The following is a 19827-nucleotide window of genomic DNA, read 5'->3' as shown; positions in this document are numbered from 1 at the left end:
CACGTCGAGCACGGCTGGAAAGCCCTTCGACCGCGGGGAGCGCCACGGCCCCGGACGGCGTTCCGTCCGACGGAGGGGACCTGCCGGACACCGCCCGAGCCGCCCTCAGCCATCCCCGCGGAAGGCGCGCAGGATCTGCTCGGCTGCCAGGGTCGCCGTCAGCTCACCCCCGCGCACGCGCTGTTCGAGCTCCGGGGTGAGCGCGCGCACCGCCGGGTGGCCGCGCAGGCTGTCCAGCAGCTCGTCACGGACCATCGTCCAGGTCCAGTTCACCTGCTGCTCGCGGCGCTTGGCCGCCAGCCGCCCGGTGGATTCCAGGAGCGTGCGGTGCTGCTCCAGCCGTTCCCACAGGGCGTCGAGACCGGTGGACTCCCTGGCGCTGCACGTCAGCACCGGGGGAGTCCACGCCGCGTCCACCGGGTGCATGAGCCGCAGGGCGCCCGCCAGTTCCCGTGCGGCGGCGCGCGCGTCACGCTCGTGCGGGCCGTCGGCCTTGTTGACCGCGATGGCGTCGGCCAGCTCCAGGACGCCCTTCTTGATCCCCTGGAGCTGGTCGCCGGTACGGGCCAGGGTGAGCAGCAGGAAGGTGTCGACCATGTCGGCGACCGCCGTCTCCGACTGCCCGACCCCGACCGTCTCCACCAGCACCACGTCGTAACCGGCCGCCTCCATCACCACGATGGACTCACGCGTCGCCTTGGCCACCCCGCCGAGGGTCCCCGCGGTGGGGGAGGGGCGTACGAACGCCCGCGCGTCCACGGCCAGCCGCTCCATCCGGGTCTTGTCACCCAGGATCGAACCGCCGGTGCGGCTGGAGGACGGGTCCACGGCCAGCACGGCGACCCGGTGCCCGAGGCCCGTCAGCAGGGTGCCGAGCGCGTCGATGAACGTGGACTTCCCCACGCCCGGCACTCCGCTGATCCCGATGCGTCTGGCCTGCCCGGTGTGGGGCAGGAGCTCGCTCAGCAACCGCTGGGCCAGCGCCCGGTGGTCGGGGCGTGCCGACTCCACGAGGGTGATCGCACGCGCGACGAACGCCCGCTTCCCGTCGAGCACGCCCTTGACGTAGGCGTCGATGTCGATCGCAGTCGCCGCCACCGTCAGCGGCTCACAGCTCGTGGCCGAGAGCGGCGGCGAGCCGCACGACCAGGTCATGGGCGGCGTCCGGGATGACCGTGCCGGGCGGGAACACCGCCGCGGCACCCGCCTCGTGCAGCGCGTCGATGTCCTGCGGCGGGATCACCCCGCCCACCACGATCATGATGTCCTCCCGGCCCTCGGCCGCGAGCTCCTCGCGCAGTGCGGGCACGAGCGTGAGGTGGCCGGCGGCGAGCGACGAGACGCCCACGATGTGGACGTCCGCCTCGACCGCCTGCCGGGCGACCTCACCCGGCGTCTGGAACAGCGGGCCGACGTCGACGTCGAAGCCCAGGTCGGCGAAGGCCGTCGCGATCACCTTCTGGCCCCGGTCGTGTCCGTCCTGGCCCATCTTGGCGACGAGAATGCGCGGACGCCGTCCCTCCGCCTCCTCGAACTCACCGACCAGGGTGCGAGTGCGGTCCACCGACGGGGATTCTCCTGCCTCTTTCCGGTACACGCCCGAGATCGTACGGATCTGGCCCGCGTGCCTGCCGTACACCTTCTCCAGCGCGTCCGAGATCTCCCCGACCGTCGCCATCGCGCGGGCGGCGTCCACGGCCAGCGCCAGCAGGTTGCCCTCGAGTCCCGGCCCGGGGTCCCGTTCCGCCGCGGCCGTCAGGGCGCGCAGCGCGTCCTGGCACGCGGCCTCGTCGCGTTCCTCGCGCAGCCGGCGGAGCTTCTCGACCTGCTGGGCGCGTACCGAGGAGTTGTCGACCTTGAGCACGTCGATCTTCTCGTCGGTCTCCACCCGGTACTTGTTCACCCCGATGACCGGCTGACGGCCGGCATCGATACGCGCCTGCGTACGGGCCGCGGCCTCCTCGATCCGGAGCTTGGGGATTCCCGCGTCGATGGCCTTCGCCATGCCGCCGGCCGCCTCGACCTCCTCGATGTGCTGCCAGGCCCGCCGCGCCAGGTCGTGCGTCAGCTTCTCCACGTACGCGCTGCCGCCCCACGGGTCGATGACCCGGCAGGTGCCGGACTCCTGCTGGAGCAGCAACTGGGTGTTGCGGGCGATCCGCGCCGAGAAGTCCGTCGGGAGCGCGAGTGCCTCGTCCAGCGCGTTGGTGTGCAGCGACTGGGTGTGCCCCTGGGTGGCGGCCATCGCCTCGACGCAGGTGCGCGTCACGTTGTTGAACACGTCCTGCGCGGTCAGGGACCAGCCGGACGTCTGCGAATGGGTACGCAGGGAGAGGGACTTGGGGTTCTCGGGGGCGAACTCCCCGACCAGCCTCGCCCACAGCAGCCGGGCCGCCCGCAGCTTCGCGATCTCCATGAAGAAGTTCATGCCGATCGCCCAGAAGAACGAGAGGCGCGGGGCGAACGCGTCCACGTCCAGGCCCGCCGCCTGTCCGGCCCGCAGGTACTCCACCCCGTCGGCCAGGGTGTAGGCGAGCTCGAGATCGGCCGTCGCGCCGGCCTCCTGGATGTGGTAGCCGGAGATGGAGATGGAGTTGTAGCGCGGCATCTTCTGCGAGGTGAAGGCGAAGATGTCGGAGATGATCCGCATCGAGGGGCCGGGCGGATAGATGTAGGTGTTGCGGACCATGAACTCCTTGAGGATGTCGTTCTGGATGGTCCCGGCCAGCTTCTCGGGCGCGACGCCCTGCTCCTCCGCGGCGACGATGTACAGGGCGAGTACGGGAAGTACCGCGCCGTTCATCGTCATCGACACGGACATCCTGTCCAGCGGGATGCCGTCGAAGAGCTGGCGCATGTCGTAGATCGAGTCGATCGCCACGCCCGCCATGCCCACATCGCCCGTCACCCGGGGGTGATCACTGTCGTAACCGCGGTGGGTCGGCAGGTCGAACGCGACCGACAGCCCCTTCTGGCCGGCCGCCAGGTTGCGCCGGTAGAAGGCGTTGGACTCCTCGGCCGTGGAGAAGCCGGCGTACTGACGGATCGTCCAGGGCTGGTTGACGTACATCGTCGGGTACGGCCCGCGCACATAGGGAGCGATGCCGGGGTACGTCCCGAGGAAGTCGAGCCCCTCGAGGTCACGCCCGGTGTACAGCGGCTTGACCTCGATGCCCTCGGGCGTCTCCCAGAGCAGCTCGTCCCCGGACAGGCCGGACGACTCCTTCACCGCCGCCTGCCACCGGTCCTCGGAGACCTCGTCGGCCGGCCCGCCTGTCAGTGCCACGCCGGAGAAGTCCGGCACGGGGGACCCGGTGGACACGGAGGTCTCGGGGGTCTCGGGGGTCTGCATCACGCCACTCCCATACGGTCGAGTTCGGACGAGAGGACGGCGACCACATCGCAGCCGGCGAACACATGGACGTCGGCCCCGGCGTACTCGCCCGGACGACCCGCCAGGAAGACCCGTTCGGCGCCCGCCGCCCGGAGGGCGGACGCGACGGCGTCGGCCTGTTCGGCGTAGAGCGTGTCCGTCGAGCACAGGCAGGCGATCGTCGCCCCGCTGGCCGTGAAGGCAGCGGCGGCGGTCGACGCGTCCACGGAAGCCGGTTCGTGCACGGGCTCGATACCACCCGACAGGAAGAGGTTCGCCGCGAAGGAGGCCCGCGCGGTGTGCGCGGACGCGGGACCCAGGGCGGCGAGGAAGACCTTCGGGCGGCTGCCCGTGGCCGCACGGTGCGCGTCCGACCTGGCTCGCAGCGTCTCGAACGCCTCATCGCGCCGGACCTGGGGCAGCCCGCCGCCCGAGTGAGCGGCGGGCGCGGGCTCCCGCTCCACCGGCCGCTCGTCCAGAGCGGGGAACTCGCTGACCCCGGTCACCGGCTCCTTGCGCCGCGCCAGATCCTTGCTCCGGGCCGCCCAGGTGGCGGCGATCCGCTCCTGGACCATGCCGGAGCGGAGGGCGGCGGCCTGACCACCGGCCCGCTCGACCTCCTGGAAGAACGACCAAGCGGCACCGGCGAGTTCCTCGGTCAGCCGCTCGACGTACCAGGAACCGCCGGCCGGGTCGGTCACCCGCGCCAGATGGGACTCCTCCATCAGGATCGTGGAGGTGTTGCGCGCGATCCGCCGGGCGAACGCGTCGGGGAGCCCCAGTGCGTGATCGAACGGAAGTACGGTGACGGCCTCGGCTCCGCCGACGCCCGCGCCCAGACAGGCCAGGGTCGTCCGCAGCATGTTCACCCACGGGTCACGGCGCGTCATCATCACCGACGAGGTCACGGCGTGCTGCCGCTGCGCCCCGGCACCGGGAGAACCGCACACCTCCGCGACTCGGGCCCACAGACGCCGGGCCGCGCGCAGCTTCGCGATCGTCAGGAACTGGTCCGCCGTCGCCGCGTACCGGAACTCCAGCTGTGCGCAGGCCTCCTCGACGGAGAGTCCCGACGCCGTCAGGGTCCGTAGGTAGGCGACACCGGTGGCCAGCGAGAGCCCCAGCTCCTCTGCGGCGGAGCCACCCGCCTCGTGGTACGGAAGGGCATCCACCGTCAGGGAGCGGAGCCCCGGGTACTCGCGGACGCACAGCCGCGCCCAGTGGGCGGCGGCGTCCGTCTCCGGCTCCGCGCCCGTCCGGGCGGCCAGCCCGAGGGGGTCCAGCCCGAGGCTCCCGCGCGCCGCGTGCCTCGCGACCCCCCGGGCCTCGTAGAGCCCGAGCAGCTCCCGGACGGCGGGGCCGGGATCGGCGTCCGCGTCGAGCACGAGGGGTGCCAGGTCGAGGTGGACACCCTCCAGCGCACGGGCGAGACCGGAGACCGGAACGCCGCCCGGCCCGCCCACGGACAGCCAGAGCGACGTGACACCGTTCTCCAGGTCGCCGAGGACGGCCTCGTTCAGACGCACGGGATCCGCCAGGGCGTGGCGCTGGCGCACGTCCCACCCGTCCGTGCTGTTGCCCGTCGCCCTGCTGCCCCGGGTGAAGGGCGCAAAGCCCGGCAGACCGGGGTCCGCAGACGCGTCGATGGAGGTGTACAGAGGGCGGACGGTGAGTCCGTCCCCGAGTGCGGTGGACAGCGCTTCCTCGGCGGCCGTGCCCGTGACTTCCTTGCCCGACCTGCGCAGTACACCTTCGACGAGGCTCTGCCACTGGTCATGGGAAGGGTCGGGGAAATCGGCGGCCGGAGAAAACCCGTCAGCAGGCAGGACCGTCATGCTCAGATGCTAGGTCAGCGCTCCGACGGGCAGCAGGGCCACCGGCTGTGACCTTGCACTCTCCGAAATGTGCCAGATGCTCAGGGTGGAGTGGCCTTGTCCCCGGGTGGGACCGGAGGCGAAGCCCGACGCCGCGCACGGGAGTGGCGTCGGGCCGCTCCGGTCAGTCTCCGACGTAGGCCGCGAGGTGCTCACCGGTGAGGGTGGAACGGCCGGCGACGAGGTCGGCCGGTGTGCCCTCGAAGACGATCCGGCCTCCGTCCTGACCGGCGCCCGGCCCCAGGTCGATGATCCAGTCGGCGTGCGCCATGACCGCCTGGTGGTGCTCCACGACGATGACCGTCTTGCCGGAGTCGACAAGGCGGTCCAGCAGGCCGAGCAACTGCTGGACATCGGCGAGGTGGAGGCCGGCGGTGGGCTCGTCCAGGACGTAGATGCCGCCCTTCTCGGCCATGTGTGTGGCCAGCTTGAGCCGCTGCCGCTCGCCGCCGGACAGTGTGGTGAGCGGCTGTCCGAGGCTGAGGTAGCCGAGTCCCACGTCCGCGAGCCGGCCGAGGACGCGGTGCGCGGCAGGTGTGTGCGCCTCGCCGGCGCCGAAGAACTCAGCGGCCTCGGCCACCGACATCGCGAGCACCTCGCTGATGTCGAGGCCCCCCAGGTGGTATTCGAGGACGGACGAGTCGAACCGCTTGCCCTCGCAGTCCTCGCACGTCGTCGCGACACCGGCCATCATGCCCAGGTCGGTGTAGATGACGCCCGCGCCGTTGCAGGTGGGACAGGCGCCCTCCGAGTTGGCGCTGAACAGTGCCGGCTTCACACCGTTGGCCTTGGCGAACGCCTTGCGGACCGGGTCGAGCAACCCCGTGTACGTGGCCGGGTTGCTGCGCCGCGAGCCCTTGATCGGGCTCTGGTCGACCGACACCACGTCCTCGCCGGCGGCTCCCGGCCGGCGCGCCAGCGACCCGTGCACGAGCGAACTCTTTCCCGAACCGGCGACGCCGGTGACGACGGTCAGCACCCCGAGAGGGATGTCGACGTCGACATCCCTCAGGTTGTGCGCCGACGCCCCGCGGATCTTCAGTGCGCCGGTGGGTTCGCGCACCGACTCCTTGACGGAGGCCCGGTCGTCGAAATGGCGGCCGGTGACGGTGTCGCCCGCACGCAGCCCTTCGACGGAGCCCTCGAAACAGACGGTGCCGCCCGCGCTGCCGGCTCCGGGCCCGAGGTCGACGATGTGGTCGGCGATCACGATCGTCTCGGGCTTGTGCTCCACGACGAGAACGGTGTTGCCCTTGTCCCGGAGCCGGAGCAGCAGGCTGTTCATCCGCTGGATGTCATGAGGGTGCAGGCCGATGGTGGGCTCGTCGAAGACGTAGGTGACGTCGGTGAGCGAGGAGCCCAGGTGACGGATCATCTTGACGCGCTGCGCCTCGCCGCCCGACAGCGTGCCCGCCGGCCGGTCGAGCGAGAGATAGCCGAGGCCGATCTCCTCGAACGAGTCGAGGGTCCGCTGCAACGCGGCCAGCAGTGGCGCCACCGACGGCTCATCGAGGCCGCGCACCCATTCGGCCAGGTTGCGGATCTCCATCGCGCAGGCGTCGGCGATGCTGATCCCGCCGACCTTGGAGGAGCGCGCGCCTTCGCTGAGGCGGGTGCCGTCGCACTCGGGGCAGGTGGTGAAGGTGACCGCACGCTCCACGAACGCCCGGATGTGCGGCTGCATCGCCTCCTTGTCCTTGGACAGGAACGACTTCTGGATCTTGGGAATCAGCCCCTCGTAGGTGAGGTTGACGCCGTTGACCTTGACCTTGACCGGCTCCCCGTAGAGGAAGGCCTGCAGTTCCTTCTTGGTGTACCTGCGGATCGGCTTGTGCGGGTCGACGAAGCCCGACTGGGCGTAGACCTGCACGGTCCACTGGCTGTCCGACTTCCAGCCGGGGATGGTGAACGCGCCCTCGGCGAGCGACTTGGAGTCGTCGTACAGCTGGGTGAGGTCGATGTCGGAGACCGATCCGCGGCCCTCGCAGCGCGTGCACATCCCGCCGGTGCGGTTGAAGGTCGCCTTGACGGTCTTGGTCCTGGCGGCGCCGCGTTCGACGGTGATACCGCCGCTCGCGCTGACCGAGGCGGTGTTGAAGGAGTACGCGCCGGGCGGGCCGATGTGCGGCTCACCGAGCCGGCTGAAGAGGATGCGCAGCATGGCGTTGGCGTCGGTGGCGGTGCCGACCGTGGAACGGGGGTCGGCACCCATCCGCTGCTGGTCGACGGTGATCGCCGTCGTCAGCCCGTCGAGGACGTCGACGTCGGGCCGGGCCAGTGTCGGCATGAATCCCTGGACGAACGTGCTGTACGTCTCGTTGATCATCCGCTGTGACTCGGCGGCGATGGTGCTGAACACCAGGGAGCTCTTGCCCGAGCCGGAGACGCCGGTGAACACCGTCAGGCGGCGCTTCGGGATCTCGACGCTGACGTCCTTGAGGTTGTTCACGCGTGCGCCGTGCACGCGGATCAGATCGTGGCTGTCGGAGACATGCGGTGCGGGCGACCGCGTGCTCTTCCTCGTGGCCATGCTTGTCGTTTCTCCATCTGTCACGCGGAGCCGCCTGCGCGGCCGCAGTCGGTGTCGCCGGCGCGTCGCGGCGACGGTCGTTGTCTATCAGGCCGGCGGTGCCGTCCGGGGCGGAATCACCTGCGGGGCTGGTTGAAGCGCAGCATGTTGCCGGACGGGTCGCGGAAGGCGCAGTCCCGGACGCCGTACGGCTGGTCGGCCGGTTCCTGCAGCACCTCGCCACCGGCGGCGCGGATGCGCTCGAACGTCGCGTCGCAGTCGTCCGTCATGAAGATGACGCCGCGCAGCAGCCCCTTGGCCAGCAGTTCCGCCATGATCGCCCTGTCGGCGGGGGAGGCGTCCGGGTCCGCGAGCGGCGGCTCGAGGACGATCTCCACATCCGGTTGGGACGGCGCCGCGACGGTCACCCAGCGCATGCCCTCGAACCCGACGTCGTTGCGCACTTCCAGGCCCAGGACGTCCCGGTAGAAGACCAGCGCCTTGTCGTGGTCGTCGACGGCGATGAAGCACTGGGAGAGTTTGATGTCCATGCGCCTCACGCTACGGGCGGCCGGAGAGTTCGGCTTCTTCATTCCTGACCGGTCGTGTGCGGGTCCTGGCGACGCGGGCGGGGATTGTCGCGCCCGCGTCATGAGGCCGGGCCCGGTAGGCGCTCGGGCTCTCGCCGACCGGTTCGGCGCAGCGTGTGCTGAGCGGCCCCCGGCGACGTACAGCCGACCCGGAAGCAGGACTCCGTCACCGTGAGGCCACCCGTCCCGGCGGGGACTCGGCCCGCTCGATCCGGCGCGTCGTGCGGGAGAAGTGGCCCGGTCGCATCGGAGGCGGCACGCGTGAGCGCCGGGACGGGCGAGGGCACCCCGTGGCGTACGGATCCCGGTTTCTGCACGTTCTGTACCTGAATCGCACAGTGCGTAACTGATTGCCCGAAGTTAAGCTGCTGTCGATCCACAAACGCAGGGGAAGGACGCACCGTGGCCGTGGGACCCGTGGAGTACCTCGTCGTCACCTTTCCCGGCGGCCGGTTCGCCGACGCCATCGCGCCCGCCCTGGCGGACGCCGTCGCGTCCGAGGCGGTACGCATCCTGGATCTGGCCTTCGCCCGCAGGGCTCCGGGCGGATCCGTCGAGCGTGTCGGACTGCGGGACATGGACCCCCAGGGGCTGGTGCCGTTCGCCCCGCCGGACGCCCCGTCGGCCGGGCTGCCGCAGATCACGGACCTCGACGTCCTCGGTGGTGTGCCGGAGGAGAGCTCTGCCGCACTGATCGTGTGGGAGGACCTCTGGTCGGTGCCTCTCACCCGGGTGGTCCAGGACGCGGGCGGCAGGATCCTCGCGCACGAACGGGTCCCGGCGGACGGCGGGGACGATGTCATCACGCTGCTCGAGAGGCTCGCCGACCTGAGGCAGCGCGGTGTCCTCACCGAGGCGGAGTTCGCGGAGCAGAAGACGAGGATCCTCGCCGACTGAAGTCCTTGCCGCCCGCCACCCGGGTACCCCACGTTCCCTTTGTCGATATCCGCACGCCGTGCGACGTTGATTCCGACCTGCAGTCTGTCGGGAAAGAGGCAGTTCATCGTGCAGACCGCCCGGGCCGTCCCCGCTTCGACCGTCCTCAACCTGCGCGATCTGGGCGGCATCGCCCTGGGGCGCCACCACCGCCTGCGGCAGGGGATCCTGCTGCGCTCGGGCCAGCTGAGCGACTTCGAGAAGCACGACATGGCGGTGGCCGCGCTCGGCATTCGCACCGTCGTCGATCTGCGTACCGCCGACGAGCGCCGATGGGCGCCCGACCGCCTCCCGACGGGCGCGAGGCTCTTCGTCGCCGACGTCCTCGGCGACGACCCGGGTGTGTCGCCCGCCCGGATCAAGGCGCTGCTCGGGGACCCGGACGGAGCAGCCGTCCTGCTCGGCGGGGGGCGGGCCGAGGAACTGTTCGCGCAGACCTACCGGAAGATGGTGCTCTCCCCGGGGGCGGCAGCCGCCTACCGCGCTCTCCTGGACACCGTCGTGGATCCTCGGGCCAGACCGCTGCTCTTCCACTGCGCGACCGGGAAGGCCCGGACGGGCTGGGCCACCGCTCTCCTCCTGATGATGGCGGGAGCCTCGCGCGACGTCGTACGGGCCGAGTTCCTCGCGGTGAACCGAGCGGTGCGCGCCGCCTTCGGGCCGGCGGTGCGGCACTTCCTCGACGAGGGCGGGGATCCGGAGATCGCGTCGGCGGTCATCGAGGCCCGCCCGCGCTATCTCGAGGCGGCCCTGGACGCGATGGACGAGCGCTGGGGCGGACTCGACGGCTATCTGAGCAAGGCGCTGCGCCTTCCCCCGGCAGCGGCCGAGCGTCTGCGCACCGAACTCGCCGTGCCGGTCTGACGCGGGCCGGCCCGGCACCGCGTCGGGGGACGCGGGACCGGGCCGGTGGGAGCGGCCGTGCCGCTCAGATCCTCAACAACTGCTCGCTGATGTCGCGGTAGCGCTGGAGCGCCAGGCGCAGCTCCTCGGTCTGGGCGTCGGTGTCCTGCTCCTGCCAGCTCGCGCGCAGGACGCGACTGCGTTCCGCGAGGGCTTCGGTCAGGCTCGAGACGATCCTGTCGAACGTGTTGTCAGCCGACTCCACCGCCCGGCGGGGGTCCTCGACGAAGTCGGTCACCGCCTGCTGCATGCGGAGTGACAGCGCGTCCTGTTCGTCCCGGGGGATCAGGGGCCGGTCGGTGCCGGCGGCCCCGTGGCGTCCGGCGGGCTCCGTCGACGGAGCGGCGGGAGCCGTCCGCGGGGCGGGCGGGACGCTGAGATCACCGGGCCCCGCGCTCTTCGGCCCGAGGCCCTTGCCGGCCGGCGTCCCCGCCCCCGGGCCCTCCACGGGAGTGCGGACGGGCGTTGTGCCGGCTGCGGCTTCCGGGGTGCCGTCGAGCCGGGGCTGCGGGGTGGAAGCGGTCTCCGTCGTGTGTCCGATGCGGTTCGTCATGCTGCTGCACTGCCCTTCGCCTCGTGCCGGTCCGTCCGGGCCGGCTCCTGCGGTGCGTCCGAGAGGAGTACGTCGAAGAGTGCCCGGGATTCCACCAGGGCCTTCCGCATCTCCTCCGTGCCACCCTGGCCGCGCACGGCTGTGTGCACCCTGCGGTAGCCGTCGACCTGCTCGGCGTGATGGACCGAGAGGGCGTCCGTCTGCTCCTGGAAGCTGTCGCCGTCCGGGAAGCCCCGGTCACGCGCCAGCTGCGCGAGAAGGGCGTCGGCTTCGACGACCGCCTCCCTGGGCGAGTCGATGAACCGTTCCTGAACCTCGGCCCAGCGGCGGGTGTAGGCCTCGCGGGCCTCCGGCCGCAGCGGGCGCTCCGACAGGGAGCCGTGCAGCCTCACGCGTTCGGAGAGCTCTTGTTCGGCCGCCTTCGTGTCGCCGTCGTGGCGGGCGACGGTCCGGTCGTACTCGGGGCCGAAGCGGCGCCGCAGCCCACGCCCACCGGTCCCGCGGCCGCGGACGAGGAAGAAGGCCAGCGCTGCCAGGAGGACGACGGCAACGATGATCACCACGGTCGTCATGGCCGACGCTCCCGTCGGTTCGCGGTCGGTGCGTCGTGCTGTTCCACTCTCGTCAACCCCTTCCGGTTCGGGCCCGGTCCGGTGTGCCGGCCGGGCGGTGTGCATCAGCCGTGTACCCGCTGCACACCGTTCATGCGGAAATGCTCCCGGTATCCTCGAAGGCGTCGGCTCGGACGTGCGCGGCCGAGCGCGGCACCGGCCGGTACGAGTGGCGAGAGGGGCAGGCGGTGACCGAGCGCAAACCTGCGGGGGTCAGCTTCGAGACCTGGGTGGACCGCCAGATCCGGGAGGCCGGGGAGCGTGGCGCCTTCGCCGACCTGCCGGGTGCCGGAAAGCCGATTCCCGGCCTCGACAGGCCCTACGACCCGATGTGGTGGATCAAGGCCAAGATGGAGCGCGAGGGGCTGTCGGCACTCCCGCCCTCGCTGGCGCTGCGGAAGGCCGCCGAGGACGCCCGGTCCGAGGCGTGCCGGGCGCGGTCGGAGGCGGAGGTCCGGCGCATCCTGACCGAGGTGAACGAAAGGATCCGCGAGGCGCTGGCCAGGCCGCCGGAGGGCCCGCCGGCGAACCTGCAGCCGTTCGACATCGACGCGGTCGTGGGGGAGTGGCGAGCCGAGCGGCACCGGCGCTGAACGCGCGCGCCCGGAGTGCGTGATACTCGCTTCATGAGATCGAGCGTCACGGACCGGTGCGAGGGCGTCCGGATCAGGCGGGCCGTCGCGCGGGATGCCAGGCGGCTCACCCGCCTGGTCACCACGTCACGTGCCTACGAAGGCCCCTACGCGCCCATGGTCGCGGGCTACAAGCTCGGCCCGGACTACATCGAGGCGAACGCCGTCCACGTGGCGGTCGACGACGGCGGCCGGGTGGTCGGTTTCTACGCACTGGTCCTCTCCCCGCCGGAGCTCGACCTGATGTTCGTCGCCGACGACGCACAGGGGCGGGGCATCGGGCGGCTCCTCGTCGACCACCTGCGCGAGGAGGCACGCCGCGCCGGCCTGGCCACCGTGCGGGTGGTCGCACACCCGCCGGCCGAGGGCTTCTACCGCAGTGTCGGTGCCGAACGCACGGGCACGGTCGAGGCCCGCCCGCCCGCGGTGATGTGGGACCGGCCCGATCTGGTGCTCACGGTCGGCACCCCCTGAGCCGGACGGCCCCCCGTGATCCCGAGCACCCGGGCCGGGTGATCGCGGCGGGCCGTCCGTCGGTGCCTGGGCGGAGACCCTTACGACCAGCCGCCGTAAGGACGGGTGATGAGTTCCATCCCGTGCCCGCTCGGATCGGGGAAGTACACCCCGCGTCCGCCGTCGTTGCGATTGATCTCGCCGGGCTGCTTCCGGTGGGGATCGGCGTAGTACGTGATCCCCCGCGCCCTGATGCGGTCGAAGGCCGTGTCGAACTCGGCCTCCGAGACGAGGAACGCGTAGTGCTGCACGGTGATCGATTCGGCGGGGACGGTCGCGAAGTCCAGGGTGACGCCGTTCGCGAGGACCACCGGGATGAAGGGCCCCCACTCGGTTCCGGTGGTGAGACCCAGGATGTGCGCCAGGAAGTCCGCCGATTCGCGGTTGTCCTGGCTGTGAACGATGGTGTGGTTCAGCTCGACTGACACTGTGGAATGCCTCCAGCGGGCATCTCACGGGCTACCTCCACGCCTCACCCGGCCGGTGACCGACGCGCGATGCCGTACGACGATCTTAAGGGAGTCGTGACGGTGCGTCGAGGTCTGGCCCTCACCGGCCGCCTGTCCGGCCTCCGCGCCGCCGGTGTGGTGGATTTCCCGCCTCCTGCCACCATGGGAAGCGTCGGCAGGCGTAGGTCCCAGCGGCTGCCGGGCCCGGTCGGCAGCGCGGGTCGCAGGGTTCGCAACGGCTTCGCGGGGCACCAGTACCACCTCTACGAGGTGGGGGAGGCATCGATGGGACAGACACCGGCCGGCAGTGATGCGAACGGAAGAGACGAGGCGGGACTGAACCCGCGCAGCGGACGGCACGAGACCGAGGAGGAGCGGGCGGACAGACAGTGGGGCGATCTGCTCCAGGAGCTCCGGGTGGCACAGACCGGGGTGCAGATCCTGTTCGGCTTCCTGCTCGCGGTGGTCTTCCAGCCCCGCTTCGCCGACCTCTCCACGCTCGACCGGAACATCTACGTCGTCACCGTCATGCTGGGATCGGCGACCGCCGCGGCACTGATAGGACCCGTCTCGTACCACCGGCTGCTCACCGGCCGCCGGCTGAAGCCGCAGACGGTCGTCTGGGCCTCCCGGGTGACGAAACTGGGACTCGGTCTGCTCTTCTGCACGATGTGCAGCACCCTGCTGCTCATACTGCGGGTCGCGCTCCACAACGTCGTGGCACTCTGGCTGGTGGGCGGGATGGCCCTGTGGTTCCTGGTCTGCTGGTTCGTGTTCCCGCTCCGGGCGATCGCCCGGGACAACGGCCGTCGGCAGGCCGACGGGTCGAAGGCCCCGGACGCCGGGGACTCCGGCCGGCGCCCCTGACGCGTCAGTCCTCGTCCGCGTCCGCGGGGCTGCGCACGTCCGTCACGGTGAAGAGCGCGCCGTCCGGATCCCTGAGCGTCGCCTCGCTGCCGTGCTGCACCCCCCGCCGCTCCACGAGGGTCCCGCCGTTCCGCTCGGCGGCGAGGACCGTCGTCCCGACATCGGCCACCGGGAACTGCACCTGCCAGTGAGGGCGCACCTGCGGGTCGGGTGCCGACTCCACGGCACCCGAGCTGATCCGGGCCAGCGGGCGTCCGTTGCAGCGCACGAGCACCTCCTCCTTCACGTACGCCACGTCGCAGCCGCCGGGCTCGCCGCTCTCCCAGCCGAGGACCTCGCCGTAGAAGATCGCGGCGTCGAAGGCGTCCCTGGTGCGCAGCCGGAGCCAGGCGTGTGCCCGGTTCCCGGACGGCGCGAGCGTGGCCGCACGCCCCGTCCACTCCCAGACGCCGAAGGACGCGCCGTCCCGGTCCGCCGCCAGGACCGCACGCCCCTGCCCGACCGTCAGCGGGCCCACGCCCACGGTGCCGCTGCGTTCGCGGATGCGCCCGGCGACGACGCCGGCGTCCCGGACCGAGAAGTACGGCATCCAGGCCACGCCCACCTGATAGGCCGACGCGACCGCGCCGATGCCCGCCACCGGTTCACCGCCGGAGCGCGCCATCAGGAAGTTTCTGCCCAGCGGCCCCGGGCGGAACGTCCAGCCGAGGACTTCGCCGTAGAAGCGCTGGGCGGCCCCCAGCTCGCGGGTCACCAGATGGACCCAGCACGGAGCGCTCGCGCCGCTCAGCACCGCCGGTTCCGGGGCGGTCCGCGGATCGCTTGGAGTCATGGTCCCCCTGCCTTCGGTTCTGCGGCATGACTTCTTCGGTGCCGCGGGGCCAGGACCAGCCTCATCCGCCTCGGCGACTCCCGCAACACGCGGCGATCACACCCCGCCCCGGGGCGGGGCGTTCGTGATGTCGAGGAAGATGTGCTCGGCCTCCGGCCAGGTGCCCGCTATCGCCCGCTTGATCCGGACGGCTACCCGTTCGACCTCCTCGCTGTCGATGCCCGGGGCCAGGTCGATCCTCGCCGCCACCATCACCGAGTCGAGACCGAGCCCCATGGTGAACAGGGCCGCGACGTTGTCGACCTCGTCCTGGGACGCGAGGAAGTCCTCCACACCCCTGCGCAGCCCGGGATCTGCGGACTCGCCGATCAGCCGGTCGCGGGCGTCCCTGCCGAGTCGGAAGGCGACGTAGACGAGAAGGACTCCGATGCCCAGGGAGGCCGACGCCTCCCACACGACGTCTCCCGTGACCAGGTGCAGCACCATCCCCGCCATGGCGAGCAGCACACCCAGCACCGCCGTGCTGTCCTCTGCGATCACCGTCCTCAACGCGGGGTCGCGGGCGGCGCCCTTCCCGCCCCGGAGCTGCACCAGGGCGCGGACCAGCGAGCTGCCTTCCGCGACGAGGGCCAGGCCCAGGACGACCAGCCCCGCCGTGTATCCGCCGGGCGACTCCTGCTCGTCGCGGCCCAGGGCCTGGAAGCCCTGGAAGAACGAGAAGCAGCCCCCCACGACGAAGATCCCGACGGCCGCGAGCAGCGACCAGAAGTAGCGTTCCTTGCCGTACCCGAAGGGGTGGCGGGCGTCAGGAGGGCGGCGGCTGCGTCTGAGCGCGGCCAGCAGGAAGACCTCGTTCACACTGTCCGCCACAGAGTGTGCGGCTTCGGACAGGAGGGCGGGGGAGCCCGAGAGGAGTCCCCCCGCCCCTTTGGCCACGGCGATGACGACGTTCGCGGCGAGCGCCACCAGGACGGTGACGCGGGTCTCGCGGTCCGACTCGGGCCGCTTCATATCCCCCCCGGTTTCATGATCCTCCGACAGACGTGAAAGGTGGCGGGCCCGGGCACAGCTGTGTCCGGGCCCGCTCCTGGACGGGCCCGGACGGCTGTTCCCGGCCGGTGCGCTCCTGTGTCAGTCCCGCCGCTGCTCGTCCTCCGGCGGGATCACCTCGTTGCCGCGGTCGCTGAGCTCGTACGGGGTGAGGGCGTGGCCGTTCTCGGGGAAGCGGTCCGAGCCGTGGGGCCCGCTCTCCTGGATCTCCGTCCGGTGCTCAGGACGCGGCGGCTGTTCGTCGGGGCGCGGTGGCCGTGATTCCTTGTCGCGGCGCCTCATCCCGAACCAGAAGCCTCCGATCAGCAGAAGCACCACGAACAGGCCGACGATGCCGATGATCACGCCTACTGCTCCCGGCCCGTTGGCTCCGCCGGTGGTGGCGAGCGATTCCCATGCTCCGTTCGTTACGTCCATGCATGGCGCATACCCCGGGACGCCGATCACAGACAGCCATTGACATGAATTCATGTTTTATGGCGATGTCACGGTAAATGTGTTTCGTATGGTTCAAATCGGCTACACGATGATGACTGAGCAAACAGGCCCCCTCGCCCTCGTCGAGGACGTGGTGGCGGCGGAGGAAGCCGGCTTCGACTTCTCCGTCATCTCCGATCACTACTTCCCCTGGTTGGCTTCCCAGGGACACGCGCCCTATGCGTGGTCGGTCCTGGGAGCCGCCGCGCAGGCCACGTCCAGGATCCCGCTGATGACCTACGTGACCTGCCCGACCACCCGCTACCACCCGGCTGTGGTGGCGCAGAAGGCGGCGACGCTCCAGCTGCTGTCGGGGGGCCGGTTCCGGCTCGGCCTCGGTTCCGGCGAGAACCTCAACGAGCACGTCGTGGGTGCGGGCTGGCCCTCGGCCCACGTCCGCCTGGAGATGCTCGAAGAGGCCCTGCACATCATCCGGGCGCTCTTCGACGGGGGCTACGTCAACCACCACGGCACCCACTTCGACGTGGAGAACGCCAAGCTGTGGGACCTGCCCGACCTGCGGGTGCCCATCGGCGTCGCCGTCTCGGGGGAGCGGTCCTGCGAACTCGCCGGCACTCTGGGCGACCTCGTCATCGCCACGGAACCCAGAAGCGAGCTGCTGAGCGGGTTCGACCGGCACGGCGGAACGGGCAAGCCCCGCGTGGGACAGGTGCCCGTCTGCTACGACACCGACCGGGACGCCGCGGTCGCCCGCGCCCACGACCAGTTCCGCTGGTCGCTCGGCGGCTGGAAGGTCAACTCGGAGCTGCCGGGCCCCTCCGCGTTCGAGCAGGGGACCCAGTTCGTCCGCACGGATGACATCGCCGAAGCGATCCCGTGCGGATCGGACGTCGACGCGTTCGTCGAGGCCGTCCGGCCCTACGCCGAGGCGGGTTTCACCGAGGTGGCCCTCGTCCAGATCGGCGGGGCGCAGCAGCGGCCCTTCATCGACTGGGCGCGGAGCACGCTGCTGCCCGCGCTGCGGGCCCTTTAGGCGGCGGCCGGGAGTACCACGTTTCCCCGCCGCAGACCGGGTACGAGATCTTCCGCGGCCCCCACGTCCGCGCCGTCGCTCGTGTCGCCGACACGGAGCCGTGGGGTCAGCCTGGAGTGAGTCCCGAGACGGCTGGAGGAAACGCGATGGCAGCAGGCGATCCGCTCGGCCGCCGGCCCGTGTACCGGAAGCTGACCGGCGGTGACCCCCTGGGCCGAGGACGGGCCGTGGTGTCGCGGAAGACGGAGGAGGCCAGGTTCCGGACCTCCACAGCGGGCCCTGTGGTCCAGCCGGCCCGCCCGTGCCGCGCGGTCGGACGCGGTCAGCAGGCGTACGTCAAGGACGACCGGGTCGTCCGGATCGAGGGCGACCCGGACTCGCCGGTGAGCATGGGCTCCTGGCTGCTCTGCGGCGGGCCGTGCCGGCCTGCTCATGCGCGCGGGCTGACGGAGACCGGAGCGGCGGCCCCTTCCCTTCTCGGACACCGCAGCCGTCCCGTCGCCGCCGGCGCGGGTCTCGCGCGGCACGCGGGCTCGGCCCGCACGCATTTAGGGGTCCTCGCGGCGGGAACCGCCTCCGCCGAGGACCCCGCCCACACCGTCGTCCCCCGGCGTGAGGCCGTGGGACGACGCACCGCACCCAGCAAGTGAAAGGACCCATGGTGAACAATCCGGACGCACAGACGCGGGACCATCAGGAAAGCGGCGACGTCGTCGTCGAGATGACGGGGTGCCCGGCACAGGACGCACGGACCGTGTTCGACGTACTGGGCCGCTCCTTCGCCTCCGACCGGACGGCGGACGACACCCCCGAGGACGCCTCGTCGACCCGGCCGACGGTATGGACGGCGACGGTCGACGTCACCGACATGCGCGGGGGCGCCCACACGGCACAGCTCTCCGGGCCGGTGACCGTGGAGGCACAGGGCGGCTACTGGGCGGTCGACCGGCTCCGCCGGTGCCTGGCGGACACGTTCGCGGTCAAGGTCGTGGGTACGGCATCGGGGGACCAGGAACAGGAAGTCAGGCTCCGGCTGGAAAGCCGCGAGGCCGCCTGAGCAACCCCGTGCGACCCAGCTCCGGAAGGCACCCACCCACATGGACACCACCCCCGTGCACGACGACACCGACGGCCGCTCGACCTTCACCCTGCACGTCAACGGCACCGAACGGACGCTGACGCTCGACCACCGCACCACCGTGCTGGACACCCTGCGGGAGCACCTCGGGCTCACCGGCGCCAAGAAGGGCTGCGACCACGGCCAGTGCGGCGCATGCACCGTGCTCGTCGACGGCCGGCGCGCCAACAGCTGCCTCCTGCTGGCAGTCGCCCAGCAGGACGCACAGATCACCACCGTCGAAGGGCTGGCCGACGGAGACCGGCTCCATCCCCTTCAGGCCGCCTTCCTGGAGCGGGACGCCCTCCAGTGCGGATACTGCACCCCGGGGCAGATCTGCTCGGCGGCCGGCATGCTCGGTGAGGCCGAGGAAGGCTTCCCCTCCCACGTCACCCCGTCGGCGGCGCTCACCGCCGGCGGGCCGGTCACGCTCGACGCGGACGAGATCCGCGAGCGGATGAGCGGCAACCTCTGCCGGTGTGGCGCCTACCCGCACATCGTCGAAGCGATCGAGGACGTGGCCCCGTGAAACCCTTCGCCTACCTGCGCCCCGCCTCCGTGGCCGAAGCCGTCCGCGCGAGCGCGGGGCACCCCGGTGCACGCTTCCTCGGTGGCGGCACCAACCTCGTCGACCTGATGAAACTCGGGGTGGAGTCGCCCGGCCTGCTCATCGACGTGAGCCGGCTGCCGCTCGGCCGGGTGACCCGGACGGACGACGGCGGCCTGCGGATCGGCGCCACCGTACGCAACAGCGACCTCGCCGCCCACCCCGACGTGCGGAGCGGCTATCCCGCACTGTCGCAGGCGCTCCTTTCCGGTGCGTCCGGGCAGTTGCGTAACGCCGCCACCACCGGCGGCAATCTGCTCCAGCGCACCCGCTGCCCGTACTTCCAGGACGTCTCCAAGCCCTGCAACAAGCGGTCTCCCGGCTCTGGCTGCCCGGCCCGGGAGGGGGCGCACCGGGATCTCGCGGTGCTGGGCCACTCGCCGGACTGCGTCGCCACCCACCCCTCGGACATGGCGGTCGCCCTCGCCGCCCTGGACGCCACCGTGTCGCTGCACGGCCCCGAGGGGGAGCGGACCGTGTCCCTGACCGACTTCCACAGGCTGCCGGGAGACAACCCGGACCAGGACACGGTGATCCGGCCGGGCGAGCTGATCACCGACGTGGTTCTGCCGCCGCCGTCCGCCGGCGCCGTATCCCTCTACCGCAAGGCGAGGGACCGCGCCTCGTACGCGTTCGCGCTGGCGTCGGTGGCCGCCGTGGTGCGGGTGCGCGACGGCCGCCTGGACCGTGCCTCGCTCGCCTTCGGAGGGCTCGCGCACCGGCCGTGGCGTGCCCGGGTGGCCGAGGACGTGCTGCGCGGGGCTCCCGCCACCACGGACACCTTCACACGCGCGGTGGACGCCGAACTCGCAGCCGCCAGACCCTTGCGGGACAACGGCTTCAAGGTGGACCTGGCCCGCAGACTGGCTGTCGGCGCCCTCGCCGAACTCACCACCCGGGCCGCGTCCGCCTGACCGCCGGCCCGCACACCCCGACGAAC

Annotated in this window: 20 protein-coding genes and 2 pseudogenes; 10 read left to right on the top strand and 12 right to left on the bottom strand. The window is 71.5% G+C overall.

What is annotated here, in order from left to right; genetic code table 11:
* Window positions 1-105: 105 nt before the first annotated feature.
* The 6 genes and pseudogenes from meaB to ACHFIV_RS16845 form a co-directional block, all read right to left on the bottom strand.
* Complete coding sequence (gene meaB / locus ACHFIV_RS16870; RefSeq protein ID WP_398969082.1) at window positions 106-1155, bottom strand: methylmalonyl Co-A mutase-associated GTPase MeaB; 1050 nt, start codon at window positions 1153-1155, stop codon at window positions 106-108.
* Window positions 1109-3352: a methylmalonyl-CoA mutase gene (scpA, locus tag ACHFIV_RS16865; protein WP_398969080.1), complete on the bottom strand. Its 2244-nt coding sequence runs from the start codon at window positions 3350-3352 to the stop codon at window positions 1109-1111. Before scpA ends, meaB begins: the two co-directional genes overlap by 47 nt.
* Entirely contained in the window at window positions 3352-5208 is a 1857-nt protein-coding gene (mutA, locus tag ACHFIV_RS16860) for a methylmalonyl-CoA mutase small subunit (RefSeq protein ID WP_398969077.1), read from the bottom strand. Before mutA ends, scpA begins: the two co-directional genes overlap by 1 nt.
* Before the next feature lie 163 nt (window positions 5209-5371).
* Window positions 5372-7777 (bottom strand): ATP-binding cassette domain-containing protein, encoded by a 2406-nt coding sequence (locus ACHFIV_RS16855; protein ID WP_398969075.1) that lies wholly within the window; start codon window positions 7775-7777, stop codon window positions 5372-5374.
* Window positions 7778-7893: 116 nt separating this feature from the next.
* Window positions 7894-8307: a VOC family protein gene (locus ACHFIV_RS16850; protein ID WP_398969072.1), complete on the bottom strand. Its 414-nt coding sequence runs from the start codon at window positions 8305-8307 to the stop codon at window positions 7894-7896.
* A 10-nt stretch (window positions 8308-8317) separates the two neighbouring features.
* Window positions 8318-8630 (bottom strand): annotated as a pseudogene (locus ACHFIV_RS16845) (helix-turn-helix transcriptional regulator); the annotation flags it as partial.
* A 118-nt stretch (window positions 8631-8748) separates the two neighbouring features.
* Between ACHFIV_RS16845 and ACHFIV_RS16840 the strand changes: the two are divergent.
* Both ACHFIV_RS16840 and ACHFIV_RS16835 read left to right on the top strand, forming a co-directional pair.
* The gene (locus tag ACHFIV_RS16840; protein WP_398969069.1) at window positions 8749-9243 is read left to right on the top strand and encodes an SHOCT domain-containing protein; all 495 of its coding nucleotides are present in this window, start codon (window positions 8749-8751) and stop codon (window positions 9241-9243) included.
* Between the two features lie 108 nt (window positions 9244-9351).
* Window positions 9352-10146 carry a tyrosine-protein phosphatase gene (locus ACHFIV_RS16835; RefSeq protein ID WP_398969066.1) on the top strand — a complete coding sequence of 265 codons (795 nt, stop codon included), beginning with the start codon at window positions 9352-9354 and terminating at the stop codon, window positions 10144-10146.
* A 64-nt stretch (window positions 10147-10210) separates the two neighbouring features.
* On the opposite strand, the gene ACHFIV_RS16830 is transcribed toward ACHFIV_RS16835, so the two are convergent.
* Both ACHFIV_RS16830 and ACHFIV_RS16825 read right to left on the bottom strand, forming a co-directional pair.
* Window positions 10211-10738: a hypothetical protein gene (locus tag ACHFIV_RS16830; protein WP_398969064.1), complete on the bottom strand. Its 528-nt coding sequence runs from the start codon at window positions 10736-10738 to the stop codon at window positions 10211-10213.
* The gene (locus ACHFIV_RS16825; protein WP_398969062.1) at window positions 10735-11310 is read right to left on the bottom strand and encodes a hypothetical protein; all 576 of its coding nucleotides are present in this window, start codon (window positions 11308-11310) and stop codon (window positions 10735-10737) included. The genes ACHFIV_RS16830 and ACHFIV_RS16825 overlap by 4 nt, the downstream gene beginning before the upstream one ends.
* 227 nt (window positions 11311-11537) lie before the next feature.
* On the opposite strand from ACHFIV_RS16825, the gene ACHFIV_RS16820 reads away from it, so the two are divergent.
* Both ACHFIV_RS16820 and ACHFIV_RS16815 read left to right on the top strand, forming a co-directional pair.
* Window positions 11538-11942: a DUF1992 domain-containing protein gene (locus ACHFIV_RS16820; protein ID WP_398969060.1), complete on the top strand. Its 405-nt coding sequence runs from the start codon at window positions 11538-11540 to the stop codon at window positions 11940-11942.
* Between the two features lie 33 nt (window positions 11943-11975).
* Window positions 11976-12455 carry a GNAT family N-acetyltransferase gene (locus ACHFIV_RS16815; RefSeq protein ID WP_398969057.1) on the top strand — a complete coding sequence of 160 codons (480 nt, stop codon included), beginning with the start codon at window positions 11976-11978 and terminating at the stop codon, window positions 12453-12455.
* Window positions 12456-12535: 80 nt separating this feature from the next.
* Here the strand turns inward: ACHFIV_RS16815 and ACHFIV_RS16810 are convergent, their stop codons facing one another.
* Window positions 12536-12922, bottom strand: coding sequence for a VOC family protein (locus ACHFIV_RS16810; protein WP_398969055.1), 387 nt, complete (start codon window positions 12920-12922; stop codon window positions 12536-12538).
* 306 nt (window positions 12923-13228) lie between these two features.
* On the opposite strand from ACHFIV_RS16810, the gene ACHFIV_RS16805 reads away from it, so the two are divergent.
* On the top strand, window positions 13229-13810 hold the full coding sequence (locus ACHFIV_RS16805; protein ID WP_398969713.1) for a DUF6328 family protein: 582 nt from the start codon (window positions 13229-13231) through the stop codon (window positions 13808-13810).
* Window positions 13811-13814: 4 nt separating this feature from the next.
* Here ACHFIV_RS16805 and ACHFIV_RS16800 read toward each other — a convergent pair whose 3' ends face one another.
* The 3 genes from ACHFIV_RS16800 to ACHFIV_RS16790 form a co-directional block, all read right to left on the bottom strand.
* Window positions 13815-14642 (bottom strand): VOC family protein, encoded by an 828-nt coding sequence (locus tag ACHFIV_RS16800; RefSeq protein WP_398969052.1) that lies wholly within the window; start codon window positions 14640-14642, stop codon window positions 13815-13817.
* 96 nt (window positions 14643-14738) lie between these two features.
* Window positions 14739-15653 (bottom strand): cation diffusion facilitator family transporter, encoded by a 915-nt coding sequence (locus tag ACHFIV_RS16795; RefSeq protein ID WP_398969049.1) that lies wholly within the window; start codon window positions 15651-15653, stop codon window positions 14739-14741.
* Window positions 15654-15773: 120 nt separating this feature from the next.
* Entirely contained in the window at window positions 15774-16109 is a 336-nt protein-coding gene (locus tag ACHFIV_RS16790) for a DUF6479 family protein (RefSeq protein ID WP_398969048.1), read from the bottom strand.
* An 88-nt stretch (window positions 16110-16197) separates the two neighbouring features.
* Between ACHFIV_RS16790 and ACHFIV_RS16785 the strand changes: the two genes are divergently transcribed.
* The 5 genes and pseudogenes from ACHFIV_RS16785 (at window position 16198) to ACHFIV_RS16765 (ending at window position 19801) form a co-directional block, all read left to right on the top strand.
* Window positions 16198-17163, top strand: a complete 966-nt coding sequence (locus tag ACHFIV_RS16785) for an LLM class F420-dependent oxidoreductase (RefSeq protein WP_398969045.1) — start codon at window positions 16198-16200, stop codon at window positions 17161-17163.
* A 146-nt stretch (window positions 17164-17309) separates the two neighbouring features.
* A pseudogene (locus ACHFIV_RS16780) lies at window positions 17310-17558 on the top strand (hypothetical protein); the annotation flags it as partial.
* Window positions 17559-17821: 263 nt separating this feature from the next.
* Complete coding sequence (locus tag ACHFIV_RS16775; protein ID WP_398969043.1) at window positions 17822-18220, top strand: hypothetical protein; 399 nt, start codon at window positions 17822-17824, stop codon at window positions 18218-18220.
* 40 nt (window positions 18221-18260) lie between these two features.
* Window positions 18261-18809 (top strand): 2Fe-2S iron-sulfur cluster-binding protein, encoded by a 549-nt coding sequence (locus ACHFIV_RS16770; protein ID WP_398969040.1) that lies wholly within the window; start codon window positions 18261-18263, stop codon window positions 18807-18809.
* On the top strand, window positions 18806-19801 hold the full coding sequence (locus ACHFIV_RS16765; RefSeq protein WP_398969038.1) for an FAD binding domain-containing protein: 996 nt from the start codon (window positions 18806-18808) through the stop codon (window positions 19799-19801). Before ACHFIV_RS16770 ends, ACHFIV_RS16765 begins: the two co-directional genes overlap by 4 nt.
* Window positions 19802-19827 lie beyond the last annotated feature (26 nt).

It is taken from the genome of Streptomyces sp. ALB3, assembly GCF_044385685.1.
Lineage (GTDB): Bacteria > Actinomycetota > Actinomycetes > Streptomycetales > Streptomycetaceae > Streptomyces.
This window is presented reverse-complemented; position numbering and strand designations above follow the sequence as displayed.